Below are 24,950 nucleotides of genomic sequence, written 5' to 3' on the forward strand. Positions count from 1 at the left end.
CGTCGCGGAGGTCGTCCCCCGCTCCGTCCCGGCTTCGCCGGGCCACCTCTCCCCCGCTTTTCGCGGGGGCGAGGAACTCGCGCCAAGCTTACTCACACCACCTCGAACACAAACGTCTTCACCAGCGCGTCCGGATCGCCGATGGCATAGCAGCGGAACCACGGGCTCTCCTCGACCAGCCGCCATTTCCCCGCCTCTGCCAACTCGTCGAACACTGCCTGGAAGCCTCCGCTCTCGAAAACCTGGTCGCGCACGGTGAAGATGGCGTGGCCGCCGCTTTTGGTGATGCGCACCAGTTCATGCAATCCCGAAGCCGGCGCGTGGCCGATGGTGAAGACGCCGGTCGAGAAGAAGGCGCGGAAATGCCGGTCGGGCCAGGGCAGCGGGCCGCCGAGCATCGCCTTCTTCAGCTCGCTATAGGCCGGCCTGCCATTGGCCTGACGGCTGCCGGCGATCTTCAGCATGTCGTCGGAGAGGTCGAGCCCGGCGATGTCGCCATAGCCCAAAGCCTTCAGCGACGGCCCCGACAGGCCCGTGCCGCAGCCGGCGTCGAGCAGCGGACCTTCGCCCGCCGGCACGTGCCGCGCCACCCAGGCGGCGATGAGGAAAGGCAGAAGGTAGCCCAGCGAGGCGGTCTCGCTGTCGTAAGTCGCCGCCCAGTCGGCATAGGCCTTTGCGAGCCCTTCCGGCGAATCGGCCGAATAGACGGAATCCAGCGCCGCATTGGCTTTGTCGAAATTCATGGGCGTCTCCTCCGCCGGATGCACATGACCCAAGCTAGAGCAATTCCAGGAAAAGTGGGAACCGGTTTTCCGTCCGGAATTGCGTCAAAAACAATGAGGGAGCGCGGACTTTGCTTCCGGCTATTCCTGATGCTGGCGGCGCAGCCGCTGTTCCAGCGCCCGCAGTGCCAGCGACAGGCCGACGGTGAGGATCAGGTAGATATAGGCGACGATCGAATAGGTCTCGAAGAAGCGGAAGGAGCCCGCGGCATAGACCTTGCCCATCTGGGTGATGTCGGCGACGCCGAGCACCGAGACCAGCGAGGAATCCTTGACCATGGCGACGAAGTCGTTGCCGAGCGGCGGCAGGATGGTGCGGATCGCCTGCGGGAAGACGATCAGCCGGAAGCGCTGGACTCGGCTGAGCCCGAGCGCCTTGGCCGCCTCGATCTGGCCCTTCTCGACCGACTGGATGCCGGCGCGGAACACTTCCGAGATGAAGGCCGAGTAGCCGATGGTCAAAGCCATGATGGCGCGCCAGAGCAGCGAGACGTCGCGCACCAGCAGCTCGCCGATCAGGCCGGCGCCCCGCAGCGGCGCGGTCAGCGCATTCCAGGCGGCGACGAAGGCCGGCGCGCCGGCAAAGGCGATCCAGAACAAAAGCACCAGGATCGGCACGCCGCGGATGATCTCGACATAGAAGCGCGCGGTCTGGCGCAGCCACTGCGATCCGGATAGCGCCATCAGCGCGATGCCAAGCCCGAAGGCGGAGGCTAAAGCGAAAGCGACCGCAGTGACGAAGATGGTGATGCCGATGCCCTTGGTGACGGTGGCGAAGACTTGCGCATAGAGGTCGCTGGAGGCGATGGCGACAGCGGCGGCCAGTGCCAGAACGAGGGCGGCCGCCAGCCACCAGGGGAATTCGGGTTTGGATGTGGGTGTCGGCATCAGGTGTTGCCGGCAAGATAGTTGCGAAGGTCGCGTTCCGGCACACCCCCCTCTGCCCTGCCGGGCATCTCCCCCGCAAGGGGGGAGATTGGCAGCTTCCGCCACGGCGATTTTTCTTCAGCGCTGGCGATTAGCGAAGGTCTGCGAGATAGTCGATCTCCCCCCTTGCGGGGGAGATGTCCGGCAGGACAGAGGGGGGTGCCTGGGCGCAATGTCAGCGTGATTTTTTGTACACGCACTATTCCCAACAACAGCGCCTACTGCCCCATCTTGTAATCGAGGAACCACTTCTTGTTGAGCTTGTCCAACGTGCCGTCCGCCTTGAGCGCGGCGATGGCGGCATTGACCGGCTTCACCAGGTCCGAGCCCTTCGGGAAGATGAACCCAAAATCCTCGGTGCCGAGCGGTCCGCCGATCAGCTTCAGCTTGCCTTCGGAGGCATCGACATAGCCCTTGCCGGCGGTGCCGTCGGTGAGCGCCATGTCGACGTCGCCCGATTTCAGCGCCTGCACGGTTGCCCCAAAGGTCTCGAACAGCTTTATCCGCGGGTTCTGCTCATTGCCGTCGAGCACGCTGTAGACGGCGGTGTAGAAGGGCGTGGTACCGGGCTGGGCGCCGATCAGCCCGTCCTTGAAGGCGGCGAAGCTCTTGGCGTCGGTGAAGCGGCTTTCGTCGCCGCGCACCAGCATGAACTGCTCCGAGCGCATATAGGGATCGGAAAAGTCGACCTTCTCCTTGCGGTCGTCCTTGATGGTGATGCCGGTCATGCCGATGTTGTACTGGTTGTCGGAGACCGCCTGGATCATCGCGTCCCAGGAGGTGTTCTGGTATTCGACCTTGAAGTTCAGCCGCTTGGCGATCTCGTCCATCGCGTCATATTCCCAGCCGATCTGCTTGCCGGTCTTCTTGTCGATGAACTGCAGCGGCGGATAGGCGTTTTCCGTCACCACCACGACCTTCCTGCCGCCGAGGTCCGGCAAATTGTCGGCGAGCGCCGCGACAGGCGCGAGAAGCCAGGCCACCATGGCGGCCAGCAGCAGTTTCGACTTGGTCATGACAAACTCCCCGAAGATGATTGGCGGCGCGATGTTCACGCGCCAAGAGAAAATCCGGCGCCGACTTTAGCTTGCCGCAAGCGCCTTGCAAGCCGCTCCGCACTGCCGCGGCGCGTGAATGCGCAATCCAGTGCTCTTCAAGGATGGTTTCGAAACGCGAAGGCTTCGATCAAATTCCGCACGCTTGCGACAGCTGCACAACGAAAAAGGCGGCCGAAGCCGCCTTTCCGAAACCTGTCTCGCAAAACCTTATTCGGCCGAAGCGGCCTCGGCGGCAGCCTTTTTCTCGGCGGCTTCCTTGGCGGCCGTCTCGGCGGCCAGCGCCTGGGCGGCGGCGACCTTTTCGGCCTCGATGCGGGCGCGTTCGGCGTTCAGCGCATCGCGCTCTTCATCGTTCAGCTTGCGGGCGCGTACGCCGGTGTTTTCCGAAATGCGGGCCGACTTGCCGCGACGGTCGCGCAGGTAATAGAGCTTGGCGCGGCGAACCTTGCCGCGGCGCACGATCTCGACGCCCTCGACCATCGGCGAGTAGACCGGGAAAACGCGCTCCACGCCTTCGCCGTAGGAAATCTTGCGTACGGTGAAATTCTCCTGGAAGCCCGAGCCGGCGCGGGCGATGACGACGCCCTCATAGGCCTGGACGCGGGTGCGGGTGCCTTCGGTGACGCGCACCTGGACGCGCACGGTGTCGCCCGGCTGGAATTCGGGCAGCTTGCGCTTGGCTTCGATCTTGGCGGCCTGTTCGGCCTCGAGCTGACGGATGAGATCCATCTCAAATATCCACTTCTTGTTCTTCCGACAGTCAGAGCGTCCTGCGCTCGCCTTGCAGTTCCAATGACCGCTCGGCTATGCCCTTTGTCGAAACATCGGGCAGGGACGGCTACACCGCACTTGTTGACGGGTCCAGAAGATCGTTCTTCCGGTTCGGGCGGGCACATACAGCCATTTTGCCGCTTTGTCACGCCCTAATGCATGTCGCGCGGACGTGTGCGCGGTTCCGGGACGACGTGCACCGAAACAAGGGCGTTGCGGCATATTCCTGCGTCCATGGCCCCACGTTTACGCCGCCGTGCCGGGTTGCGCGCGGCTCGCAAGCTTCCTAAGCGGGGAAAATGACTTTTTTCGATGCCGCCTTGCTCTTTCTCTCGGGTTTTGTCTCCGGCGCGGTCAATGCCGTCGCCGGTGGCGGCACCTTCGTCACCTTCGGGGCCATGAGCTTGGTCGGCCTGCCGCCGATCGTCGCCAATGCCACCTCCTCGGTGACGCAATTTCCCGGCTACATCACCTCGACGCTCGCCTATCTCGACGACATCAGGCATTTCTGGCGCCAGGCGCTGCTGCTCTGCGTCATCTCCGCCCTCGGCGCGGTGGCCGGCTCGCTGATCCTGCTTGCGCTCTCCAACCCGTCCTTCCGCGCGCTGGTGCCCTGGCTGCTGATCGCCGCCACCGCGCTGTTCGCCGCCGGGCCGTGGCTGAAACCGGCGCCCAAGCCTGGGGCCGAAGCCAAGGTCGGCTCATTCGCCGGATCGCTCGCCCAGTTCGCGACCTCCGTCTATGGCGGCTTTTTCGGCGCCGGCATGGGCGTGATGATGCTGGCGACGCTCGGCCTGACGCAGGCCGGCGACTACCACCGGCTCAACGCGCTGAAGAACATGCTTGCCGTGGTGATCGCAGCCATCGCCATCCTGGTCTTCGTTTCGGGCGGCGTCGTCGCCTGGCCGCAGGCGATCGTCATGATCCCGGGCGGCGCGCTCGGCGGTTATGCCGGCGTCTGGATGGCCAAGCGCGTGCCGCAAAATCTCGTGCGCGGCTTCGTCGTCGCCGTCGGCCTGTTCCTGGCCTTTTATTATTTCACCAAGGGCTGAGCAGCCCTCAGCAGATCCGGCCGCCGTTCCCGCGTCAGCTTCTCGGCCTCCGCGCGACGCCATTCGGCAATCTTCTTGTGGTTGCCGGAAATCAGCACGTCGGGAATCGGTCTGCCTTCGAACTCCTGCGGACGCGTGTAGTGCGGATGCTCGAGCAGGCCGTTCTCGAAACTTTCTTCCTCGCCCGACACGGCATTGCCCATGACGCCCGGCAGCAGCCGCACCACGGCATCGAGCAGCACAAGTGCTGCCGGCTCGCCGCCCGACAGGATGAAATCGCCGACCGAGACCTCCTCCAGCCCCCGCGCCTCGATCAGCCGCTGGTCGACGCCTTCGAAGCGGCCGCACAGGATGACCGCTCCCGGCCCGGCGGCGAGCTCGCGCACACGCGCCTGCGTCAGCGGTTTGCCGCGCGGGCTCATCAGCAGCCTTGGGCGCTCGTCGCCCGGCGGCGAGGCGTGGTCGATGGCTTTGGCCAGCACGTCGGCGCGCATCACCATGCCGGCGCCGCCGCCGGCCGGCGTGTCGTCGACGGTGCGGTGCTTGTCGGTGGCGAAATCGCGGATCTGGATCGCTTCGAGCGACCAAGTTCCGGCCTCCAGCGCGCGGCCGGCCAGCGACAGGCCGAGCGCGCCCGGAAACATCTCCGGATAGAGCGTCAGCACCGAGGCGGCAAAGCTCACCGGTTGCCCCCGGCATCCTTCGGTCCGCGCGGCCGACCCTTCGGGTCGAAGCCGGCATCCCTAGGCGCTTCGTCGCCTTCTTCGTCTTCGACCAGCCCCGCCGCCTGAGGGTTGACCTCAACGAATCCGTCGGCGATCGAGACATGCGGCACCGCGGCCTGCGTGAACGGAATCAGCACGCCCTTGCGACCGGCAAGCGTGACGTCGAGTATGTCGCCGCCACCGAAATTATGCACGGCGACGACCCTGCCGATGACGCCCGTATCATCCCTGACATCGAGGCCGATGAGATCGGCGTGATAGAACTCGTCCTCCTCGCCGTCGTCGGGCAGCACCGAGCGGTCGACGAAAAGCTCGGTGCCGGCCAGCGCCTCGGCGGCGTTGCGGTCACCGACGCCTTTGAAACGCACGACCACCACAGTCCCGGCCGGCCTGATATCGGTGATCTGGAAGACGCGGCCGTCCCTGGCATAAAGCGGGCCGTAATCGGCCAGCGCCAGCGGGTCTCCGGTGAAGGTTTTCACCCGCAATTCGCCCTTGATGCCGTGCGCGGCACCGATCACGGCCATCTGTACGGGGTTTTCGAGCTTCGGCATCGGCGGCGCTTCCTTTGCCCTGCTTTAATCCCCTCAAGCCGTCATTTCAATGACGGCCTCTTCACCGCTTCCTAACCCGCACGTCCGAAACTGCCAAAAACGGAAAAAGCCTATGCAGGAATTCCTCATCCCGGCAAAACCCGACCTTCAGGCGGCGCGCGAGACCTGGCTGAAAGGGCTGGCGCATGAGCGCCGCCTGTCGCCGGAGACGGTCGAGGCCTATGAGCGCGACACCCGCCAGTTCCTGCATTTCTTGACCGGCCATTGCGGCGGCGCGCCGGGTATCTCCGACATCACGGACCTGCGGCCGGCCGATCTGCGCGGCTTCCTCGCTGCGCGGCGCAATGAAGGCGCTGGCGCCCGCACGCTGGGGCGCGGCCTTGCCGGCATCCGCTCGCTGCTGCGCTTTCTCGAAAAACGCGGGATGGTCAACGCGGCAGGCGCCGCAGCCCTGCGCGCGCCGCGCCAGCCGAAATCGCTGCCCAAGCCGCTGACGGCAAGCGACGCCAGGCAGGTCGTGGCGATGGAGGGCCAACTGGCGGAAGAGCCGTGGATCGCCGCACGCAACGCCGCCGTGCTGACGCTGCTCTACGGCTCCGGCCTGCGCATCTCCGAGGCGCTGGGCCTGACCGGCGCCGACCTCGCAACGGAAGCCGACAGTGTGCTGCGCGTCACCGGCAAGGGCGGCAAGACGCGGCTGGTGCCGGTGCTGCCGGTGGCCCGCAGGGCGGTGGCGGAATACCGCAGGCTCTGCCCTTTCCATATCGGTCCTGACGGCCTTTTGTTCCGCGGCGCCCGCGGCGGCCCGCTCAACCCCGCCATCGTCCAGCGCGAGATGGCGAAGCTGCGCTCGGCGCTGAACCTGCCCGACACCGCGACGCCGCATGCCCTGCGCCACTCCTTCGCCACCCATCTGCTCGGCCGTGGCGGCGACCTGCGCACCATCCAGGAGCTGCTCGGCCACGCCAGCCTGTCGACCACGCAGATCTATACCGGCGTCGACACCGCAAGGCTGCTCGACATCTACGAGAAAGCGCATCCAAGGGCGTGATCGCTTCTGAGGCCATTCGGAGCCCTCCGAACTCGTCATTCTAGGGCGAAGCAAGGAGCGGAGCGACGCGCGCAGACCCTGGAATCCATGCCGTGCACTCGGCCGTGGGGTGCAACGGTGCAGAATTCTGGGCCGCAGCGGCGCTTTGAAGGCACGGCATGGATCCTCGGGTCTGCGCGCGTCGCTTCGCTCCTTGCTCCGCCCGTGGATGACGACGTGATGGGCGTTTCCGCTAACCACCAAGGCGCGCCATGTCCATACGCGTCGCCAACCCGCAGAACGTCTACGCCGCAAACCAGAACCGACCGAAGACAATTTCCCCGATCCGATTAACCGTTTTGCCGCTTTTCGGCGCTAAGATGCTTCTTCATGAAACGCGTCATCGCCATCGCCGACCGCGCGGCCCTTGTCTCGTTGAAGCTGCTTGCGGCGCTCAACCTGCTGTTTTTCCTGTCTTTCCTCGTCGTTATGCTGCTCGCTGGCCGGGCGCATGCCGAAATGGCCAATTGCGTCGGCACCGATCTGTTGACAGCGCTGGAAAAGAACGATCCCGCCGCCTTCAGGAAGGTCGAGACCGAGGCGGCGGCCGTACCCAACGGCAAAGGGCTGCTGTGGAAACTGGAGAAGCCGGGCGAAAAGCCGTCTTACCTGTTCGGCACCATGCACATGACCGACACGCGCGTCACCACGCTGCCGGCCGCCGCGCAAAAAGCCTATGACGGCGCCGACACCATCGTCATCGAGACCACCGACGCGATGGACAAGGCCAAGATGATGGCCGCCATGGCCAGCGAACCCGGCCTGATGATGTTCACCGACAGCACCACCTTGTCGTCGCTCTTGTCGCCGGACGATGCGGCGGCGCTAGACAAGGGGCTGGACGCGCGCGGCATCCCGCCGGCGACGGTCGCCAAGATGAAGCCGTGGATCCTGTCGGCGATGATGGCGTTGCCGGCCTGCGAGGTGGCGCGCCAGAGCGCCGGCGAACCCGTGCTGGACGTCAAGCTTGCCTCGGACGCCAAGGCTTCGGGAAAGGACGTCGAAGGGCTCGAAACCGCCGTCGATCAATTGCGCGCCATGGCTTCGCTGCCGATCGAATTCCACATGAAGAGCCTAGTCGAGACGATGAAGCTCGGCGACAAGGTGAACGACGTCAACGAGACGATGATCGTGCTCTACCAGCGTGGCGAGGTCGGCATGTTCTGGCCGCTGTTCCGCGCAGTGCTGCCGGAGACGGCGGACGACAAGGCCGGCTATGCCGTCTTCGAGCAGACCATGATCACCAGCCGCAACAAGGTGATGGCGGCGCATGCCGGGCCGATTTTGGCCAAGGGCAATGTCTTCATGGCCGTCGGCGCCATGCATCTGCCCGGTCCGGAAGGACTGGTCGAGGATTTTCGCAAGGCAGGGTATAGTGTTACCGCCGTCAACTGAGTCGTCTGGCGGCTGGCGGACCTGAAAACGCCGGTTTTTCAGCGCTTTCCGTCCGTTCGCGTGAAACCCGATGCGGGCTCAGCGCGTTGATGGCTGTTATTTTGATGACTTTCATCCAAGGAGGACACGTTTCATGGCGAACCCTAACGATCCCTACACCCCTTCGAGCACGCCTCCCACATCGCGTGGCGGTGGTGGCGGCAGCGGGTGGCTGATCGCCCTTGTTGTCATTATCCTGGCCATTGTTGCGTATTATGTCTTCGGCAGAAGCGGCGGCGAGCACGCCCCCGCCCCGTCTGAGCCGCCGGCGGCCAGCACGCCCGCTCCGGCGCCTGCAACGCCTGAACCAGCGCCGGCAACTCCGGCTCCTGCGCCTACGCCCACTCCGGCGCCAGCCCCAGCTCCTGCACCCTCGCCGGCCCCGACTCCGGCTCCGGCGCCAGCTCCGGCTCAGTGATCGGGCTGCACCTAACAACAAACGGCCCGCCGAAAGGCGGGCCGTTTCGTTTGCGAGCTGCGTTCGCCGCCTATCGCGCGGTCAGATATGAATCGGCTTGAAGAACGTCGCCAGCGCCGCTTCCTTCACCGCTTCCGACATCGTCGGATGCGCGTGGCAGGTCCGCGCCAGGTCTTCGGACGAACCGCCGAATTCCATCAGCACCGCCGCCTCGTGGATCATCTCGCCGGCGCCGAAGCCGACGATATGGACGCCGAGCACGCGGTCGCTCGCCTTGTCGGCCAGGATCTTCACGAAGCCGTCGGTGTGCAGCATGGCGCGCGCGCGGCCATTGGCGCTGAACGGGAATTTCCCGGCCTTGTAGTCGATGCCGGCCTTCTTCAGCTCTTCCTCGGTCTTGCCGACCGAAGCGATTTCCGGGCTGGTGTAGACGACGCTCGGGATGACGTCGTAGTTCACATGGCCGGCCTGGCCGGCGATCGTCTCGGCCACCGCGACGCCTTCGTCCTCGGCCTTGTGCGCCAGCATCGGCCCCGCGATGACGTCGCCGATGGCATAGATGCCGGGAACATTGGTCCTGAGATGTCCGTCGGTCTTGACGCGGCCGCGCTCGTCCATCTCGACGCCCGCTTCCTTCAGCCCCAGGCTGTCGGCATAGGGCCGCCGCCCGGTGGCGACCAGCACGACGTCCGCCTCGATGGTTTCGGCCGCGCCGCCCTTGACCGGCTCGAAGGTGACGCTGGCGCCCTTCTTGACCTTGGAGACGCCGGTGACCTTGGCGCCGAGCTTGAACTCGAAACCCTGCTTGGAGAGCAGCCGCTGGAACTGCTTCGACACCTCGCCGTCCATGCCGCCCAGGATAGTGTCCAGGAACTCGACGACCGTGACCTTGGCGCCGAGCCTGGCCCACACCGAGCCGAGCTCCAGCCCGATGACGCCGCCACCGACCACCACCAAGCTGGCCGGCACCTTGGCCAGCGACAGCGCGCCGGTGGAGGAGACGATCACCTTCTCGTCGAAATCGACCTTGACGCCGGGAATGCCGGCGACATCGGAACCGGTGGCGATGACGATGTTCTTGGTCTCGATTTCCTCGACCTTGCCGTCCTCGCCGGTCACCGAAACCTTGCCGGCTCCGACCACTTTGCCGGTGCCGCGGAAGGAATCGATCTTGTTCTTCTTGAACAGGAAGGCAACGCCGTTGACGTTGGACGCAACCGTCGCGTCCTTATGCGCCATCATCTTCTTCAGATTGAGCTTCGGCGCGGGTAGCTCGATGCCCAGCGTATCGAAGGTATGGCCGGCTTCCGCGAACATCTCGGAGGCGTAGAGCAGCGCCTTCGACGGGATGCAGCCGATGTTGAGGCAGGTGCCGCCGAAGGTGGCGTTCTTCTCGACCACCGCCGTCTTCAGCCCGAGCTGCGCCGCCTTGATGGCGCAGACATAGCCGCCCGGGCCCGATCCGATGATAACGACGTCATAAGCCATGATGGTGTCCTTCTGGTCTGGCCCTCAGCGGCCGCCGCTCACATTCAGGATCGCGCCCGTTATATAGGAGGCAGCATCCGACAAAAGATAGAGAACCGCGCTGGCGACTTCGTCGGCCGTTCCTGCGCGTTTCATCGGCAGCAAATCCTGCATCCGCGCCACGCGATCGGGCTGGCCGCCCGAGGCATGGATTTCGGTCTCGGTGATGCCGGGGCTGACCGCGTTGACACGAATACCTTCGAGCACCACCTCACGCGCCAGACCGATGGTCATGGTGTCGATCGCGCCCTTGGAGGCGGCATAATCGACATATTCGCCGGGCGAGCCCAGCCTAGCCGCCGCCGAGGACAAGTTGACGATGGCGCCGCCCTGGCCGCCGTGTCGCGCCGACATGCGCTTGACCGCTTCGCGGGCGCAGAGAAAGGAGCCGACGACATTGATGCGCATCATGCGCTCCAGCCGCGCCGCGCTCATCTCGTCGACCCGCGCCTTGGCGTCGACGATGCCGGCATTGTTGACGAAGGCGTCGAGCCGGCCGAAGGCCCGGTCGACGGCTTCAAACATCGCCAGGACATCGGCCTCGTTCCCGACATCGCCTCTGACCGCGAAAGCATCGCCGCCGCCGGCTTTGAGCTCGGCGACCAGCATGTCCGCCGCCGCCTGGTTGGAGACATAGTTGACCGCCACCCGGTAGCCGGCCTGGCTCGCCTGCCGGCAGATGGCGGCGCCAATGCCGCGGCTGCCGCCAGTGACCAGCAGCGTCTTCCTGTCCGCGCTCATTCCTGGCAGCCTTTCAGCACGAAAATGTCCCATGGCACCTTGGAGAATCCGGCCGGACCATAGGCGGCCGACATCTCCAGCGACGCTCCGAGATCGGGAAAGATCAGGCTTTTCGGTGCGTCGGCGCCTTCGGCCGGCAGCAGGCCGATCGTGCCCTTGTCGTCGGCGCTGTAGACGACGCCTTCCCAGACCGTGCAGGCGGCAAGCTCCTCGCCGGTGACGTCGCCGGTCGGGCATTTGTACATCAGCGACCCGTGCGGCCGCGCGGCGCTGCCTTCAGTCCACATCGCGATGCCGTCGAGCACGACATTGTTGTCGAGGATCATGCGGAAGGCGTTGGTGATCGTCGCCGAGCTGCCGGCCGGCGTGAAGTCGATCTCGGCGCCACTCCGGGCCTCGCCATAGACGGCAAGCTGGATAGGGCAGGCGGCCTGGGCGCCGGAAGCCGACAACAAAACCGCCGATCTAGCCATCCACCGGATTATGGGTGAGGCAAGTATCCTCATCGATCGGCCTCGTTACGGCCATCGGCGTTTTCGAGCACTTCGAAGTCGGTCATCAGGAGCAGTGGTTCGCCGGATGCGTCCAACCCCCAGAAAGACCGATACGCGCCGTCGCCATAGCCAGTGTCGAACATGGCTACATTGATCGGGTTGCCTTCAATCGGACTGTCGATACAAAACCTGTCGATAGTGCACGCGACGTCGGCGAGATAGTCGTCAAGTTCCTCTTGGTCAGACATTATCGTCAGGAACGACTTGTCCATAAACGACGCAACCGCGTCATCAACGATAAATTCAAACTCATAGCCCGATGGACGGTCTCGAGCAAAGGTGGCCAATTCCCAACGCACCGGCAAGCCAGAGCCGAAACGCAATGCCGCCACGGCAATCTTGGTCCGAACCTGAAGCAATATGACCGGGTAGCGCCCCGGCTTTACCTTGCGGCTAAATGGCGGCCGTCCCAGTCCGGTGATGAGCGGATCGCAGGCAACGATTTCGCCGGTGGGCAATTCAAGCTCACCGATCGTGGTGACGGTGATCTTCCGTTCCGCCATCTCGGCAGAGCTGAGAGCGAAGACGCCGAGATTGCTGCTGATCTCGGAGGCCTCCCAATCGGCGGGCGAAGCGACCACGGGCAAGTCGGAGAAAAGCCAGACGCGTCCACGCCGAAGGAATCGGCGTAAGGCATCTGACCAGCCGCTCATTGCGGATCAGCTCCGATCACAGATCGAGCACCAGCCGCTCGGGATCCTCCAGGCTTTCCTTGACCCGCACCAGGAAGGTCACCGCTTCCTTGCCGTCGACAATGCGGTGATCGTAGCTGAGCGCCAGATACATCATCGGCCGGATGACGATCTGGCCGCCGACGACCATCGGCCGCTCCTGGATCTTGTGCATGCCGAGAATGCCCGACTGCGGCGCATTCAGGATCGGCGTCGACATCAGCGACCCGTAAACACCACCGTTGGAAATCGTAAACGTCCCGCCTTGCATATCCGCCACCGAAAGCTTGCCGTCGCGCGCGGCAAGGCCCAGGCGGCCGATCTCCTTCTCGATCTCGGCGATGGACATCTGGTCGGCGTCGCGCACCACCGGCACCACCAGGCCCTTGTCGGTGCCGACGGCGACGCCGACATGGGCAAAGTTCTTGTAGATGATGTCGGTGCCGTCGATCTCGGCATTGACCGCCGGGATCTCCTTCAGCGCATGCGTGACAGCCTTGGTGAAGAAGCCCATGAAGCCGAGCTTCACGCCATGCTTCTTCTCGAACACGTCCTTGTATTTGGCCCTCAGCGCCATCACCGCGCTCATATCCACCTCGTTGAAGGTGGTGAGCATGGCGGCGGTCGACTGCGCCTCCTTCAGGCGGCGCGCGATGGTCTGGCGCAGCTTGGTCATGCGCACGCGCTCCTCGCGCGGCGCATCATCGGCGGTGGACGGCGCGCGGGCCGCGGCGGGCGCCGGAGCGGCCTTCGGCGTCTCGGCCGGCTGGGAAGGGGCGCCCTTGGCGATGGCGTCGAGCACATCGCCCTTCAGCACCTGGCCGCGCTTGCCGGAACCGGACAGCTGGTCGACCGAGAGATTGTGTTCCGCGATCAGTTTGGCCGCGGCCGGCGCCGGCGGCATGGTGCGCGGCTCGACCGGACCAGCGTCGCCGGCCATCTTGGCGGTTTCGGCCGCCGCCTGCTTGGTGGTGGACGCGGCGTCCGGGCTGGAAGCCTGCGCCACCGCCTGCGGCTTGGTGGCGGGCGCTGCAGCCGCGCCGCCGGCCGAAATCGAGCCGAGCAGCGCGCCGACATTGACCGTCTCGCCCTCCTTGACCGCGATCTCGGCCAGCGTTCCGGCGCCCGCGGCGGGCACTTCCACCGTCACCTTGTCGGTTTCGAGCTCGACCAGGGGCTCGTCGGCGGCGATCGCGTCGCCGACCTTCTTGAACCACTTGCCGACAGTCGCCTCGGTGACGGATTCGCCGAGAGTGGGGACGCGGATTTCGGTAGCCATTGTGCCTGTCCGTTGTCTTCTTGAGGTCTGTTTCGTCCGGTCTGCTTACGCGCCCGGCCCTATTCGCCGAGCGCGTCGTCGAGCAGCGCCGCAAGCTGGCTGAGATGCTTCGACATCAACCCTGTCGCCGGCGAGGCCGAGGCCGGCCGTCCAGTGTAGCGCACCCGCTGATGCTTGGCGTCGATATGCGCCAGCACCCATTCGAGATAGGGATCGATGAACGACCAGGCGCCCATGTTCTTGGGCTCTTCCTGGCACCACACCATCTCGGCGTTGCGGAAGCGTGACAGCTCGGTGATCAGCGCCTTGGCCGGGAACGGATAGAGCTGTTCGACGCGCAGCAGGTAGATGTCGTTGATGCCGCGCTTCTCCCGCTCCTCATAGAGGTCGTAATAGACCTTGCCCGAGCACAGCACGACGCGGCGTATCTTGGAGTCCTTCACCAGCTTGATCGGCTGGTCGGCCAAGAGCTGCGCATCGTCCCAAAGCAGTCGGTGGAACGAGCTTTCGCCCGACATCTCCGACAGCGTCGACACCGCGCGCTTGTGGCGCAGCAGCGACTTCGGCGTCATCAGGATCAGCGGCTTGCGGAAGTCGCGCTTCAGCTGTCGGCGCAGGATATGGAAATAATTGGCCGGCGTGGTGACGTTGGCGACCTGCATGTTGTCTTCCGCGCAGAGCTGCAGGAAGCGCTCCAGCCGCGCCGACGAGTGCTCCGGCCCCTGGCCCTCATAGCCATGCGGCAGCAGGCAGACGAGACCCGACATGCGGAGCCACTTGCGCTCGCCCGATGAGATGAACTGGTCGAACACCACCTGGGCGCCATTGGCGAAGTCGCCGAACTGCGCTTCCCAGAGCGTCAGTGCCTTGGGCTCGGCCAGGCTGTAGCCGTATTCGAAGCCGAGCACCGCCTCTTCCGAGAGCATCGAGTTGATGACCTCGTATCCGGCCTGCGCCGCCGAGAGATTGTTCAGCGGGATATAGCGGGTCTCGTCGCGCTGGTCGTAAAGCACCGAATGGCGCTGCGAGAAGGTGCCGCGTTCCGAATCCTGGCCGGAAAGCCGGATCGGATTGCCGTCGAGCAGGATGGCGCCGAAGGCCAGCGCCTCGGCCGTCGACCAGTCGATGCCTTCGCCCGACTCGATCGCCTGGCGGCGGTTTTCGAGGAAGCGCAGGATGGTCTTGTGCGCCTCGAAATCCTTCGGCACCTCGGTCAGCTTCTTGCCGATCTCCTTCAGCGTGCGCACCGGCACGGCGGTCTTGCCGCGCCGCTGTTCGTCCTGGTTGTCGGCGGTGCGAAGTCCCGACCACGCGCCGTCCAGCCAGTCGGCCTTGTTGGGCTTGTAGTGCTGGCCGACTTCCCATTCGGCTTCCAGATGTGCGCGCCAGTCGGCCCGCATCTTGTCGACTTCGGCCTGGGTGACGTGGCCTTCGGCGATCAGCCGGTCGGCATAGATCTGCACCACCGTCTTATGGCTGCGGATGTTGCGGTACATGATCGGCTGGGTGAAGGACGGTTCGTCGCCCTCATTGTGGCCGAAGCGGCGGTAGCAGAACATGTCCACCACCACCGGCTTGTGGAACTTCATGCGGAATTCGGTCGCAACCTTCGCGGCATGCACCACCGCTTCCGGATCGTCGCCATTGACGTGGAAGATCGGCGCCTCGATCATCTTGGCCACATCCGACGGATAGGGCGAGGAGCGCGAGAAGCGCGGATTGGTGGTGAAACCGATCTGGTTGTTGATGATGAAATGCAGCGTGCCGGCGACGCGATGCCCGCGCAGGCCCGACAGGCCGAGGATTTCCGCGATCACGCCCTGGCCGGCAAAGGCGGCGTCGCCGTGCAAAAGCAGCGGCATGACCTTGGCGCGCTCAGACAGCGGCACGATCTCGCCGCGCTCACGGCCGGACAACTGATCCTGCTTGGCGCGCGCCTTGCCCATCACGACAGGGTCGACGATTTCCAGATGCGAGGGATTGGCCGTCAGCGACAGGTGCACCTTGTTGCCGTCGAACTCGCGGTCCGACGAGGCGCCGAGGTGATACTTGACGTCGCCCGAGCCTTCGACTTCGTCGGGAGCCGCCGAGCCGCCCTTGAATTCGTGGAAGATGGCGCGGTGCGGCTTGGCCATTACCTGGGAGAGCACGTTGAGGCGGCCGCGATGCGCCATGCCGAGCACGATTTCCTTCAGGCCGAGCTGGCCGCCGCGCTTTACGATCTGTTCCAGCGCCGGGATCAGCGACTCGCTGCCATCGAGGCCGAAACGCTTGGTGCCCTTGTACTTGACGTCGATATATTGCTCGAAGCCCTCGGCCTCGACCAGCTTCGACAGGATCGCCTTCTTGCCGGTGGCGGTGAAGGTGATCTCCTTGTCGGCGCCTTCGATGCGCGCTTGGATCCAGGCCTTCTCTTCCGGGTCGGAGATGTGCATGAACTCGACGCCGAGCGTCGAGCAATAGGTGCGGGTCAGGATATCCAGCATCTGCCGGATGGTGCCGAATTCGAGGCCCAGCACATTGTCGAGGAAGATCGGCCGATCGTAATCGGCTTCGGTGAAGCCATAATTCTCCGGCGACAGCTCGTTGTAATCCTCGAGCGGCTTGGCGATGCCGAGCGGGTCGAGATTGGCGTGCAGGTGGCCGCGCATGCGGTAGGCGCGGATCATCATGATGGCGCGCACGGAATCGCGCGTCGCCTGGTGCACGTCGGCGTCGGAAAGCATCGCGCCGTTGATGACGGCTTTTTCCTTGACCTTCTTTTCGATCGCCTTTTCGACGAGACCCCAATTGCCGTCTAGCGCCGAGACCAGCTCGCCATTGGCCTGCAGCGGCCAGGAAGGCTTCGCCCAGGACGCACCCTTGGCGTTCTTGCGGACATCGCCCGCGTCGTCCTTCAGCGCCGCGAAGAAATCCTGCCACTCCGGATCGACGGAGGCGGGATTGTCCTCATAGGCCGCGTAGAGCGCGTCGATATAGTCGGCATTGCCGCCATAGAGGAATGAGGTGAGCGAGAATTGGTCGTTGGCCTGATCTTGTCTTGCCATTTTCGTCTGCGGAGCCTGGCTCCGTCTCCTTTTTGGAGCGAATAGTGAGTAGCGAATAGCGAGTAGGGACTGCCCGGATCGCGCTGCTACTCTGTTTTTCCTATTCGCTATTCGCTACTCACTATTCGCTACTCACTTAACCCTTGATCGCCTCGACCAGCGTCGTGCCGAGCCGCGCCGGCGACGGTGACACCTTGATGCCGGCCGATTCCATCGCCGCGATCTTGTCTTCCGCGCCGCCCTTGCCGCCGGAGATCACCGCGCCCGCATGGCCCATGGTGCGGCCGGCCGGCGCCGTGCGCCCGGCGATGAAGCCCGCCATCGGTTTCTTGCGGCCGCGCTTGGCTTCGTCCTTGAGGAACTGCGCGGCGTCTTCCTCGGCCGAGCCGCCGATCTCGCCGATCATGATGATCGACTTGGTCTCGTCGTCGGCGAGGAACATCTCCAGCACGTCGATGAATTCGGTGCCCTTGACCGGGTCGCCGCCGATGCCCACCGCTGTGGTCTGGCCGAGGCCGACATTGGTGGTCTGGAAGACTGCCTCATAGGTAAGCGTTCCCGAGCGCGAAACAACGCCGACCGAGCCCTTGCGGAAGATGTTGCCGGGCATGATGCCGATCTTGCATTCGTCGGGCGTCAGCACGCCCGGGCAGTTCGGGCCGATCAGCCGCGAGGTGGAGCGGTCGAGCCGCGCCTTGACCTTGACCATGTCCATCACAGGGATGCCTTCGGTGATGCAGACGATGAGCGGGATCTCGGCCTCGATCGCCTCGATGATGGCTTCACCGGCTCCCGCAGGCGGCACGTAGATGACGGAGGCGTTGGCGCCGGTCCTTGCCTTGCCCTCGGCGACGGTGGCAAAGATCGGCAGGCTTTCGCCTTTCGAACCGGTCCAGGTTTCGCCGCCCTTCTTCGGGTGGATGCCGCCCACCATCTTGGTGCCGTGATAGGCCAGCGCCTGCTCGGTGTGGAACGTGCCGGTCTTGCCGGTCAGACCCTGAACCAGCACCTTGATGTTCTTGTCGACGAGAATGGACATGGGTGGGAACGCCTCTGAATTCAGCGATTACAAGAAAGGATTGACGGCCCGGACCGAGCCATAGACCTGGTTGTGGTTGAGATCTTCGGTGTAGAAAATCGGCGCGCCGAGCCGTTCCGCGGCTGCAAGCAACGCCGCGTCGTAATATTTGAGCTGATAGCGACGCGCGAGATGAAGCCCCGCGATGACATAGGCCTGATCGACCGGGACAAAAGGAAGCGTGCCGAGAAAGACCAGCCATTGGTCGACCACAGCATCGGCCGAGACCGACTTCCGCCTTGCCACGTTGGCGAACTCTGCCAAGGTCTGGCCAGAGACGCCGAACACGGTCCCGAGGACAAGGCCTTGCGCGATATCGTGGCGGCGAGGATCACTCGTCCTCTCCGAAGCCGCGTACAGGAGGACGTTCGAGTCGAGAAAGCATTCTATCCTCTCGTTCGGCATAGATCTCGTCCCGGTTCCATTTGTATGCAGGGCCTAGATCGAGCGGCGATTCTTTCATCAACCTGCGCATGCCTTCCCGCGCCCAGGCGATCCGGTCTTCCTGCTCGACCTCATGCGCGAGCAGCGTGCGAATAAGGGCATTGAGCGTCGTCTGGCGACGCCCAGCGAGGCCGCGCGCCTTTTCAAGGAGGGCCTCGTCAATGGCCAAGGTGACGTTCTTCATTGTCCGTCTCCACATAAATACACAGGTACAATATGTGTGATTATGTGTGACCCTTCAACCGTCCTGATCTCCATCGCTCAGCCTTCCTTCATCTCGGAAGGCGAAACGCGCCGGTAGAGGCCGCTCACCATGTCTTGCCACGCATCGCTGCCGGCGGGCTTGAACTGAAGTTTCATGCGGTAGGCGTCAGTGCCGTCAAAGCTGTACGCCATGCGTGCGGCGCCGCGCGGCGACGACCGTTCCAGCATCAGCTCGTTGCCGTTCCACGTGCCGGTAGCCGGTGACATCGGCACAAATCCCATCGAGTCGAACTGATGCATGGAGACGAGGCCGTTCTGCTGGTCGAAACCGAACACATTATGCGCGCCGAACGAAACTGTGCCGTCCCGGCGCTGGCGATAGCGCTGCACCACGAACAGGCCGCCGAACTCAGCCTCCGCCAGCACTTCCGAAGTCGCCGCACCGGCGTCGGTCCATTGCGTGGCCGCGACCTCTTCCTCGCCGCGCCACGCGCCGACCAGCGCCTGCAGGCGTTGGTGACCGTCAGAGAGGGAAGAGAAGGGTGACGCGTTCATGGCTCAGAGCCGCTTCAGGTCGGTGACGGTGAGGTCACTCCGGGCGTTGCCGGTGTTCAAGGTCGTCGCCGGCTCGAACATCAGCACCACCGGCTCCTTCGTCAGCGAGCGCGGCCGATGCTCGACGCCGCGCGGCACGACGATGAAGTCGCCCTCGCCGAGCTCTACCGGCCCGTCGCGGAAATCGATGGCGATCCTGCCGCGCAGCACCAGGAAGGCCTCGTCCTCATTGTCATGCGCATGCCAGTCGAAAACCTCGCCGAACTTGGCGACCTTGGCCTGGGCATCGTTGACGTCGCCGGCGATATGCGGATCGAACACCTTTGCGATCTTCGCGTCCGCCGCCTCGATCAGGTTTATCTTGCGCGGAGGCATCCGCTTAGCCCTTCACCGCCGCCACGATCTTCTTGGCTGCGTCGTCGAGATCGTCGGCCGACACGACATTGAGGCCGCTGTCGTTGATGATCTTCTTGCCGAGCTCGGCATTGGTGCCTTCCAGCCGCACCACCAGCGGCACCTTGAGGCCCACCTCCTTGACCGCGGCGATCACGCCCTCGGCGATGACGTCGCACTTCATGATGCCGCCGAAGATATTGATCAGGATGCCTTCGACGGCCGGATCCTTGGTGATGATCTTGAACGCCGCCGTGACCTTTTCCTTGGAAGCGCCGCCGCCGACGTCGAGGAAGTTAGCCGGCTCAGCACCATACAGCTTGATGATGTCCATCGTCGCCATGGCAAGGCCGGCGCCGTTGACCATGCAGCCGATATTGCCGTCGAGCGCGACATAGGCGAGGTCGTATTTCGACGCCTCAATCTCCTTCTCGTCCTCCTCGGTCGTGTCGCGCAATTCCATCACGTCCGGGTGGCGGAACAGCGCATTGTTGTCGAACGACACTTTGGCGTCCAGGACGCGCAGATGGCCGTCCTTCATGACGATCAGCGGGTTGACCTCGAGCAGGCTCATGTCCTTCTCGACGAAGGCCTTGTAGAGGATCGGGAACAGCGAAGCACCGTCCTTGGCCGCATCCCCGTCGAGCTTCAGCGCGGCGTTGAGCGTCTTCACGTCATCCGCCGTCACGCCGTTTTCCGGATCGATGGCGACGGTGACGATCTTTTCCGGCGTGTCGTGCGCGACCGTCTCGATGTCCATGCCGCCCTCAGTGGAGACGACGAAGGCGATGCGGCCGACCGAACGGTCGACCAGGATCGACAGATAGAGCTCGCGGGCAATGTCGGCACCATCTTCGATATAGAGGCGGTTGACCTGCTTGCCGGCCGGACCGGTCTGCTTGGTGACCAGCGTGTGGCCGAGCATCTCGTTGGCATTGGCGACGACTTCGGCCGCCGACTTCGCCAGCCGCACGCCGCCCTTGGCGTCGGGGCCGAGCTCCTTGAACTTTCCCTTGCCGCGGCCGCCGGCATGGATCTGGCTCTTCACGACATAGAGTGGACCGGGCAGCGCTTCTGCCGCGGCTTTCGCCTCGCCGGCCTTGAACACCGGAACGCCGCTTGCGACTGGCGCGCCAAACGTCTTCAGCAGCGCCTTGGCCTGATACTCATGGATGTTCATGGGCTTGGTCTCCGGGGAGGGTTGCTTGCCGCGGGATTACTTGCCGGCGAGGTGCGGGGCGATCTTGGTGCAGGCCTCGGTGAGGCCCTGCACGGCCGCCACCGAATTGTCGAACATCTTCTGCTCGGCCTTGGAGAGGTCGATCTCGATGACGCGCTCGACGCCGCCGGCGCCGATCACCACCGGGACGCCGACATAGGTATTCTTCACGCCATACTGGCCCGAGAGATGCGCAGCACACGGAAGCACGCGCTTCTTGTCCTTGAGGTAGGATTCGGCCATCGCGATCGCGGAAGCCGCCGGCGCGTAATAGGCCGAGCCGGTCTTCAACAGGCCGACGATTTCGGCGCCGCCATCGCGGGTGCGCTGCACGATCTGGTCGAGCTTCTCCTTCGATGTCCAGCCCATCTTGACGAGGTCGGGCAGCGGGATGCCCGAGACGGTCGAATAGCGGATCATCGGCACCATGGAATCGCCGTGACCGCCGAGCACAAAGGCGGTGACGTCCTCGACCGAGACCTTGAACTCTTCGGCCAGGAAATAGCGGAAACGCGCGCTGTCGAGCACACCGGCCATGCCGACGACATGGCTGGTCGGCAGGCCGGAGAACTTCTGCAGCGCCCACACCATGGCGTCGAGCGGGTTGGTGATGCAGATGACGAAGGCCTTCGGCGCATATTTCTTGAGGCCGGCGCCAACCTGTTCCATCACCTTCAGGTTGATGCCAAGAAGGTCGTCGCGGCTCATGCCGGGCTTGCGCGGCACGCCGGCGGTGACGATGCAGACATCCGCGCCCTCGATGCCGGCATAGTCGTTGACGCCGGTCAGCCGGGAATCGAAGCCGTCGACCGGCGAAGACTGCGCGATGTCGAGACCCTTGCCCTGCGGAATGCCCTCGGCGATATCGAACAGCACCACGTCGCCGAGATCCTTGAGGCCGATCATATGGGCGAGCGTGCCGCCGATCATGCCCGAGCCGATGAGCGCTATCTTGTTGCGTGCCATGTGAGGATGTTTTCCTTTGTCTGTGACGAAGTCGTGACGGGCCGGAGGGGCCGAAAGGATGCGGGAAACCGCGAGATTTGGCCGCACCGAATAACTCCGGCGCGAAAGAAATTCAAACGATTATTTTCAGCCTAACGTTTTCAATCGGTTAGATGCATCGGGAATTACGTAAACGTCAAAATTTATGAGCCGACTGAGGAGAATTTACACAATGAACGTCGAAATCAGAAGGCTTCATCCGGGCGATGACGCGGTTGTGATGCGGGTGGCCGAGGAGGGTTCGACGAGCCGGTGCGACCGGACCGTCTCGCTGCCTATCTCAACTCGCCCGGCCATTTCATGATCGTGGCGATCGTCGACGAAATCGTGGTCGGCCAGTGCGCCGCCGTCGTTCATCGCCATCCCGACAAGATGAGCGAGCTCTATATCGACGAGATCGGCGTGGCGCCGGCCTTCCAGCGGAAGGGCATCGCGCGAAAGATGCTCGGCGCGACGTTCGAGATCGGCCGTGAGCACGGCTGTGAGGAAGCCTGGGTCGGCACCGAGCCCGACAACGGACCGGCGCGGGCGCTTTATGAAACGAGGGAGGAGCCGCATGGGAAGGCGGAGGATTTCGTGATGTATGTATATCGGCTTTCGAAGTTGGCCGAAACTGCATCTTCCTCCTAGGGCGGTTGACGGAGCCGTCCCTTCAAGTCGTCATTCTAGGGCGGAGTAAGGAGCGAAGCGACGCACGCAGACCCTAGAATCCATTCCGTGACATAAAAGCGATACCACGAGGCAGAACGATCTGACAGAGAGGCGTCCACAAGAGTCCCATTCTGAACCGCTGCATTCCATGTCCTAAGTCACGGAATGGATTCTAGGGTCTCCGCGACGCTTTGCGTCGCTCCGCCCTAGAATGACGAAGGTAACCCCCTTCTACCCCTTCGCCTGCCTCACCTCTGCAGCCGCCACCTCCTTTTTTCGCCGTTCCGCCCAGCCGTCCAGCCAGTCGCGGCTCTGCATCTCGACCAGGCGCGAGGCTGTACGCTCGAATTCGAACACTTCCGTGCCGCGCTTGGCCGTATAAAGCCGTTCGGGCGGCGCCGCCGCGCTCATCACCAGCCGCATGCGGTGGTCGTAGAGCGTGTCGATCAAAAGGATGAAGCGCTTGGCCTCGTTGCGCTTGCCTTCGCCCAGCACCGGCACATGGTCGATGAAAACGGTCGAGAAGCGGCCGGCGATCGCCAAATAGTCGCGCGCGCCGAGCGGCTTTTCGCAGAGGTCGGCAAAGGAAAAGCGCGCCGCGTCGCCGGCGGCGCGCGGCACGACGAGCTGGCGGCCTTTCAGCGTCAGCGTCACCTCGCCGATCGGCTGGCCATGCGTCATCGCCTTCCAGGCTTCGTCGAGCGCGCGCTCGGCTGCGGCGTCGTCCGGCGTGACATAGACCGGCTGGCGGTTGAGCTTTTCCTGCCGGTAATCCTTCTCGGCATTCAGCGTCATCACATGTGCATTGCGCTCGAGCAGCGAGATGAACGGCAGGAAGAGCTGGCGGTTCAGCCCGTCGCGATAAAGGTTCTCCGGCGCTACATTGGAGGTGGCGACCAGCACCACGCCGTTGGCGAACAGCGCCGAGAACAGGCGCGATAGGATCATCGCGTCGGCGATGTCGGTGACGGAGAATTCGTCGAAGCACAGCACCCAGGCTTCATCGGCGAGCGCCCGCGCCACCGGCGGGATCGGGTCGTCTTCCTTGACGTCGCCATTCTTGCGCGCCTGCCGGTGCTTCTGGATACGATCCTGCACATCGGCCATGAAGTCGTTGAAATGCACGCGGCGCTTGCGCCGGACCGGCAACAGCTCGAAGAACATGTCCATCAGCATGGTCTTGCCGCGACCGACGCCGCCATGGATGTAGAGGCCCTTGACCGGCTCGCGCGGCTGACGCTTGGCCGCGAACAGCCAGCCCAGTGCGCTCGATTTATGCGCCAGCCTTTTGGCCGAGATCTCGTCTATCAACCGGTCGAGCGCAGCGACGATCCGCTCCTGCGCCGGGTCGCGCTCGGCCGCGCCGCTTTGGACGAGATGCTCGTAGCGCTGCCTGACGGTCGCGTGGGTCTGGATACCGTCGCGCAGATGCATGGGTAAGTCATTCCAGAGCAATCCGGGGGAAACGGTTCCCATCCGGAATTGCGTAAACAGGGGCGGTTTCGCGTTATCTTGTAAGCGAGATCGGCTGCCCGTTGGAAGTCTGGCCGTCGAACTTTTCGCCGCCGGACGAATAGAGCCGAGCCAGCGTGCCGCCGTTTTCGTCGTAAAGCGTCAGCTGCTTGCCGGCGACATTCCACGACTTGATGCCGTCGATCGGCGCCGGGCAGTGCAGCGGACCGGCGCGGTAGCCGGCGCCGAACTTGGTCTGCGGCGTCGCCACCTTGCAGCTCTGCCCGGAGACATTGACGTTCCAGACGCCGGCGACGCTGGCCGCGGTGAGATCGGTGGCGCCGGCGGGCGCCGTGCCGTCCGGCGGCAGCGACGCGACCTGAGTGTTCTTCGGAGCGGTCGGAAATTGCGACGGATCGGCGGCGCCGGGGGAAGCCGGCGGCGGCAGCTGATTCTGCGTCACCGTGCCGGAGGGTGCCGGGGTCAGCGGTGTCGGCTGCTGGTCGTCCATCGACGAGAAGCGCGAAGTCGAGCAGCCGCTCGCAACGAGCGCGGCCAGCGATACGGCCACAAGGCCAGTCCTTGAAAAATGCATTTACCACCTCCGTCGGATCTGGCCGGGGGGAGCCATCCGCGTAATCTCCGCTTCACCAAGACGGCGAAGGTGGCAGAATTTCAACCCGATATGGTTAAAATAGGGTTTTCGAAATGGCTGTTGCAAATTTATCGCAGCGGAGGGCCACAGTCGGGAAGCCGCCATTGAAAACCTTGTAATCTATTGAAATATCAATATTAAATCCTGGTGCTCGGCACGAACACATAACCATCTGGGCCGACGATGTAGCATTCGCGCAAGCCATGCGGCTTGTCGATCGAGCCGGCCAGCACGATGTGGCCGAGCGCGGCCGCCTTTTTCTCGACCGAGTCCGGATCGGCGCCGTAAAGGCGCAGTTCGATACCGGCCCCGCGAGTCTCGGCGCCTGCGGTGACGCCGATCATCGGATTGTCCAGATAGGAATGATCGGCGTGCAGCATGAAGATCGAGCCCAACAGCTCGATCGCCGCGAAATCCTGGTCGCCATAGATGATCCGGGCGCCAAGCACGTCGCGGCAGAAAGCCTCCATCGCCGTCAGGTCGGTAACCAGCAGGTTGATGCCGACCCCAGGCGGCAGCGAGCGGCCGAAATCCTCCGCCTTCATCCACGGTGTCTTGGTTCGCTTCATTACCATGACGATCACCCCTGTCCGATCCTAGACGAGCCCGGCTTCGGCCATTGGCATTCGGCGGCAAAATGCTTGCGCCAGGCCGGCGCGTCCTT

The 24,950-nt window shown here is 64.0% G+C and carries 26 protein-coding genes; 4 read left to right on the forward strand and 22 right to left on the reverse strand.

Features of this window, described 5'->3' with window-relative positions:
* Nucleotides 1-92: 92 nt before the first annotated feature.
* The 4 genes from LB526_RS28500 to rplS form a co-directional block, all read right to left on the reverse strand.
* Complete coding sequence (locus LB526_RS28500) at nt 93-743, reverse strand: class I SAM-dependent DNA methyltransferase (RefSeq protein ID WP_224532138.1); 651 nt, start codon at nt 741-743, stop codon at nt 93-95.
* Between the two features lie 120 nt (nt 744-863).
* Entirely contained in the window at nt 864-1,670 is an 807-nt protein-coding gene (locus LB526_RS28505; RefSeq protein WP_224549889.1) for an amino acid ABC transporter permease, read from the reverse strand.
* Nucleotides 1,671-1,927: 257 nt separating this feature from the next.
* The gene (locus tag LB526_RS28510; RefSeq protein WP_224630535.1) at nt 1,928-2,725 is read right to left on the reverse strand and encodes a transporter substrate-binding domain-containing protein; all 798 of its coding nucleotides are present in this window, start codon (nt 2,723-2,725) and stop codon (nt 1,928-1,930) included.
* Between the two features lie 249 nt (nt 2,726-2,974).
* Complete coding sequence (gene rplS, locus LB526_RS28515) at nt 2,975-3,496, reverse strand: 50S ribosomal protein L19 (protein WP_095769549.1); 522 nt, start codon at nt 3,494-3,496, stop codon at nt 2,975-2,977.
* Between the two features lie 341 nt (nt 3,497-3,837).
* Between rplS and LB526_RS28520 the strand changes: the two genes are divergently transcribed.
* Complete coding sequence (locus tag LB526_RS28520) at nt 3,838-4,590, forward strand: sulfite exporter TauE/SafE family protein (protein WP_224630536.1); 753 nt, start codon at nt 3,838-3,840, stop codon at nt 4,588-4,590.
* On the opposite strand, the gene trmD is transcribed toward LB526_RS28520, so the two are convergent.
* Nucleotides 4,572-5,273 (reverse strand): tRNA (guanosine(37)-N1)-methyltransferase TrmD, encoded by a 702-nt coding sequence (gene trmD / locus LB526_RS28525; RefSeq protein ID WP_224630537.1) that lies wholly within the window; start codon nt 5,271-5,273, stop codon nt 4,572-4,574. The two genes, LB526_RS28520 and trmD, sit on opposite strands and share 19 nt — an antisense overlap.
* Entirely contained in the window at nt 5,270-5,869 is a 600-nt protein-coding gene (gene rimM / locus LB526_RS28530) for a ribosome maturation factor RimM (RefSeq protein WP_224630538.1), read from the reverse strand. Before rimM ends, trmD begins: the two co-directional genes overlap by 4 nt.
* A gap of 112 nt (nt 5,870-5,981) precedes the next feature.
* Between rimM and LB526_RS28535 the strand changes: the two genes are divergently transcribed.
* Together LB526_RS28535 and LB526_RS28540 are read left to right on the forward strand one after the other, a co-directional pair.
* Nucleotides 5,982-6,920 (forward strand): tyrosine recombinase XerC, encoded by a 939-nt coding sequence (locus LB526_RS28535; protein ID WP_224630539.1) that lies wholly within the window; start codon nt 5,982-5,984, stop codon nt 6,918-6,920.
* Nucleotides 6,921-7,289: 369 nt separating this feature from the next.
* Nucleotides 7,290-8,354 carry a TraB/GumN family protein gene (locus LB526_RS28540; RefSeq protein WP_224630540.1) on the forward strand — a complete coding sequence of 355 codons (1,065 nt, stop codon included), beginning with the start codon at nt 7,290-7,292 and terminating at the stop codon, nt 8,352-8,354.
* A gap of 538 nt (nt 8,355-8,892) precedes the next feature.
* On the opposite strand, the gene lpdA is transcribed toward LB526_RS28540, so the two are convergent.
* The 13 genes from lpdA to mdh all read right to left on the reverse strand — a co-directional run bounded on the left by lpdA (nt 8,893) and on the right by mdh (nt 21,489).
* Nucleotides 8,893-10,299, reverse strand: coding sequence for a dihydrolipoyl dehydrogenase (gene lpdA, locus LB526_RS28545; protein WP_224630541.1), 1,407 nt, complete (start codon nt 10,297-10,299; stop codon nt 8,893-8,895).
* A 24-nt stretch (nt 10,300-10,323) separates the two neighbouring features.
* The gene (locus LB526_RS28550; RefSeq protein WP_224630542.1) at nt 10,324-11,079 is read right to left on the reverse strand and encodes an SDR family oxidoreductase; all 756 of its coding nucleotides are present in this window, start codon (nt 11,077-11,079) and stop codon (nt 10,324-10,326) included.
* Nucleotides 11,076-11,552 carry a hypothetical protein gene (locus LB526_RS28555; protein WP_411968289.1) on the reverse strand — a complete coding sequence of 159 codons (477 nt, stop codon included), beginning with the start codon at nt 11,550-11,552 and terminating at the stop codon, nt 11,076-11,078. Before LB526_RS28555 ends, LB526_RS28550 begins: the two co-directional genes overlap by 4 nt.
* A gap of 29 nt (nt 11,553-11,581) precedes the next feature.
* Nucleotides 11,582-12,286 (reverse strand): DUF4241 domain-containing protein, encoded by a 705-nt coding sequence (locus LB526_RS28560; protein ID WP_224630544.1) that lies wholly within the window; start codon nt 12,284-12,286, stop codon nt 11,582-11,584.
* A 16-nt stretch (nt 12,287-12,302) separates the two neighbouring features.
* Nucleotides 12,303-13,583 (reverse strand): 2-oxoglutarate dehydrogenase complex dihydrolipoyllysine-residue succinyltransferase, encoded by a 1,281-nt coding sequence (odhB, locus tag LB526_RS28565; RefSeq protein WP_224630545.1) that lies wholly within the window; start codon nt 13,581-13,583, stop codon nt 12,303-12,305.
* 59 nt (nt 13,584-13,642) lie between these two features.
* On the reverse strand, nt 13,643-16,630 hold the full coding sequence (locus tag LB526_RS28570; protein WP_224630546.1) for a 2-oxoglutarate dehydrogenase E1 component: 2,988 nt from the start codon (nt 16,628-16,630) through the stop codon (nt 13,643-13,645).
* Nucleotides 16,631-16,766: 136 nt separating this feature from the next.
* Nucleotides 16,767-17,669, reverse strand: a complete 903-nt coding sequence (sucD, locus tag LB526_RS28575) for a succinate--CoA ligase subunit alpha (RefSeq protein ID WP_224630547.1) — start codon at nt 17,667-17,669, stop codon at nt 16,767-16,769.
* A 27-nt stretch (nt 17,670-17,696) separates the two neighbouring features.
* On the reverse strand, nt 17,697-18,113 hold the full coding sequence (locus LB526_RS28580) for a PIN domain-containing protein (protein ID WP_224601868.1): 417 nt from the start codon (nt 18,111-18,113) through the stop codon (nt 17,697-17,699).
* Nucleotides 18,040-18,336: a hypothetical protein gene (locus LB526_RS28585; protein ID WP_140846351.1), complete on the reverse strand. Its 297-nt coding sequence runs from the start codon at nt 18,334-18,336 to the stop codon at nt 18,040-18,042. Before LB526_RS28585 ends, LB526_RS28580 begins: the two co-directional genes overlap by 74 nt.
* Before the next feature lie 77 nt (nt 18,337-18,413).
* Nucleotides 18,414-18,911 carry a DUF1579 family protein gene (locus tag LB526_RS28590; protein ID WP_224630548.1) on the reverse strand — a complete coding sequence of 166 codons (498 nt, stop codon included), beginning with the start codon at nt 18,909-18,911 and terminating at the stop codon, nt 18,414-18,416.
* A gap of 3 nt (nt 18,912-18,914) precedes the next feature.
* On the reverse strand, nt 18,915-19,286 hold the full coding sequence (locus LB526_RS28595) for a cupin domain-containing protein (RefSeq protein ID WP_224630549.1): 372 nt from the start codon (nt 19,284-19,286) through the stop codon (nt 18,915-18,917).
* A gap of 4 nt (nt 19,287-19,290) precedes the next feature.
* Complete coding sequence (gene sucC, locus LB526_RS28600; RefSeq protein ID WP_224630550.1) at nt 19,291-20,484, reverse strand: ADP-forming succinate--CoA ligase subunit beta; 1,194 nt, start codon at nt 20,482-20,484, stop codon at nt 19,291-19,293.
* Between the two features lie 36 nt (nt 20,485-20,520).
* Nucleotides 20,521-21,489 carry a malate dehydrogenase gene (gene mdh, locus LB526_RS28605; RefSeq protein WP_095769532.1) on the reverse strand — a complete coding sequence of 323 codons (969 nt, stop codon included), beginning with the start codon at nt 21,487-21,489 and terminating at the stop codon, nt 20,521-20,523.
* A gap of 291 nt (nt 21,490-21,780) precedes the next feature.
* Here mdh and LB526_RS28610 point away from each other — a divergent pair, with 291 nt between their 5' ends.
* Nucleotides 21,781-22,158 carry a GNAT family N-acetyltransferase gene (locus LB526_RS28610; protein ID WP_318013292.1) on the forward strand — a complete coding sequence of 126 codons (378 nt, stop codon included), beginning with the start codon at nt 21,781-21,783 and terminating at the stop codon, nt 22,156-22,158.
* 252 nt (nt 22,159-22,410) lie between these two features.
* On the opposite strand, the gene zapE is transcribed toward LB526_RS28610, so the two are convergent.
* The 3 genes from zapE to LB526_RS28625 all read right to left on the reverse strand — a co-directional run bounded on the left by zapE (nt 22,411) and on the right by LB526_RS28625 (nt 24,861).
* Entirely contained in the window at nt 22,411-23,613 is a 1,203-nt protein-coding gene (zapE, locus tag LB526_RS28615) for a cell division protein ZapE (protein ID WP_224630551.1), read from the reverse strand.
* Nucleotides 23,614-23,686: 73 nt separating this feature from the next.
* The gene (locus LB526_RS28620; protein ID WP_140846345.1) at nt 23,687-24,226 is read right to left on the reverse strand and encodes a protease inhibitor Inh/omp19 family protein; all 540 of its coding nucleotides are present in this window, start codon (nt 24,224-24,226) and stop codon (nt 23,687-23,689) included.
* A 197-nt stretch (nt 24,227-24,423) separates the two neighbouring features.
* Nucleotides 24,424-24,861, reverse strand: coding sequence for a VOC family protein (locus tag LB526_RS28625; protein ID WP_224630552.1), 438 nt, complete (start codon nt 24,859-24,861; stop codon nt 24,424-24,426).
* Nucleotides 24,862-24,950 lie beyond the last annotated feature (89 nt).

It is taken from the genome of Mesorhizobium sp. CA6 (assembly GCF_020165035.1).
Taxonomy (GTDB): Bacteria; Pseudomonadota; Alphaproteobacteria; order Rhizobiales; family Rhizobiaceae; genus Mesorhizobium.

Excerpts from the sequence above, each read along its gene's own strand:
- LB526_RS28505 (WP_224549889.1), bottom strand. The coding sequence starts at position 1,670 with ATGCCGACACCCACATCCAAACCCGAATTCCCCTGGTGGCTGGCGGCC.
- LB526_RS28590 (WP_224630548.1), bottom strand. The coding sequence starts at position 18,911 with ATGAACGCGTCACCCTTCTCTTCCCTCTCTGACGGTCACCAACGCCTG.
- LB526_RS28500 (WP_224532138.1), bottom strand. The coding sequence starts at position 743 with ATGAATTTCGACAAAGCCAATGCGGCGCTGGATTCCGTCTATTCGGCC.
- LB526_RS28580 (WP_224601868.1), bottom strand. The coding sequence starts at position 18,113 with ATGCCGAACGAGAGGATAGAATGCTTTCTCGACTCGAACGTCCTCCTG.
- lpdA (WP_224630541.1), bottom strand. The coding sequence starts at position 10,299 with ATGGCTTATGACGTCGTTATCATCGGATCGGGCCCGGGCGGCTATGTC.
- sucC (WP_224630550.1), bottom strand. The coding sequence starts at position 20,484 with ATGAACATCCATGAGTATCAGGCCAAGGCGCTGCTGAAGACGTTTGGC.
- LB526_RS28595 (WP_224630549.1), bottom strand. The coding sequence starts at position 19,286 with ATGCCTCCGCGCAAGATAAACCTGATCGAGGCGGCGGACGCGAAGATC.
- LB526_RS28585 (WP_140846351.1), bottom strand. The coding sequence starts at position 18,336 with ATGAAGAACGTCACCTTGGCCATTGACGAGGCCCTCCTTGAAAAGGCG.
- rimM (WP_224630538.1), bottom strand. The coding sequence starts at position 5,869 with ATGCCGAAGCTCGAAAACCCCGTACAGATGGCCGTGATCGGTGCCGCG.
- LB526_RS28625 (WP_224630552.1), bottom strand. The coding sequence starts at position 24,861 with ATGGTAATGAAGCGAACCAAGACACCGTGGATGAAGGCGGAGGATTTC.
- LB526_RS28560 (WP_224630544.1), bottom strand. The coding sequence starts at position 12,286 with ATGAGCGGCTGGTCAGATGCCTTACGCCGATTCCTTCGGCGTGGACGC.
- LB526_RS28520 (WP_224630536.1), top strand. The coding sequence starts at position 3,838 with ATGACTTTTTTCGATGCCGCCTTGCTCTTTCTCTCGGGTTTTGTCTCC.
- sucD (WP_224630547.1), bottom strand. The coding sequence starts at position 17,669 with ATGTCCATTCTCGTCGACAAGAACATCAAGGTGCTGGTTCAGGGTCTG.
- LB526_RS28555 (WP_411968289.1), bottom strand. The coding sequence starts at position 11,552 with ATGGCTAGATCGGCGGTTTTGTTGTCGGCTTCCGGCGCCCAGGCCGCC.
- LB526_RS28620 (WP_140846345.1), bottom strand. The coding sequence starts at position 24,226 with ATGCATTTTTCAAGGACTGGCCTTGTGGCCGTATCGCTGGCCGCGCTC.
- LB526_RS28550 (WP_224630542.1), bottom strand. The coding sequence starts at position 11,079 with ATGAGCGCGGACAGGAAGACGCTGCTGGTCACTGGCGGCAGCCGCGGC.
- LB526_RS28570 (WP_224630546.1), bottom strand. The coding sequence starts at position 16,630 with ATGGCAAGACAAGATCAGGCCAACGACCAATTCTCGCTCACCTCATTC.
- odhB (WP_224630545.1), bottom strand. The coding sequence starts at position 13,583 with ATGGCTACCGAAATCCGCGTCCCCACTCTCGGCGAATCCGTCACCGAG.
- mdh (WP_095769532.1), bottom strand. The coding sequence starts at position 21,489 with ATGGCACGCAACAAGATAGCGCTCATCGGCTCGGGCATGATCGGCGGC.
- LB526_RS28540 (WP_224630540.1), top strand. The coding sequence starts at position 7,290 with ATGAAACGCGTCATCGCCATCGCCGACCGCGCGGCCCTTGTCTCGTTG.
- LB526_RS28535 (WP_224630539.1), top strand. The coding sequence starts at position 5,982 with ATGCAGGAATTCCTCATCCCGGCAAAACCCGACCTTCAGGCGGCGCGC.
- LB526_RS28510 (WP_224630535.1), bottom strand. The coding sequence starts at position 2,725 with ATGACCAAGTCGAAACTGCTGCTGGCCGCCATGGTGGCCTGGCTTCTC.
- zapE (WP_224630551.1), bottom strand. The coding sequence starts at position 23,613 with ATGCATCTGCGCGACGGTATCCAGACCCACGCGACCGTCAGGCAGCGC.
- rplS (WP_095769549.1), bottom strand. The coding sequence starts at position 3,496 with ATGGATCTCATCCGTCAGCTCGAGGCCGAACAGGCCGCCAAGATCGAA.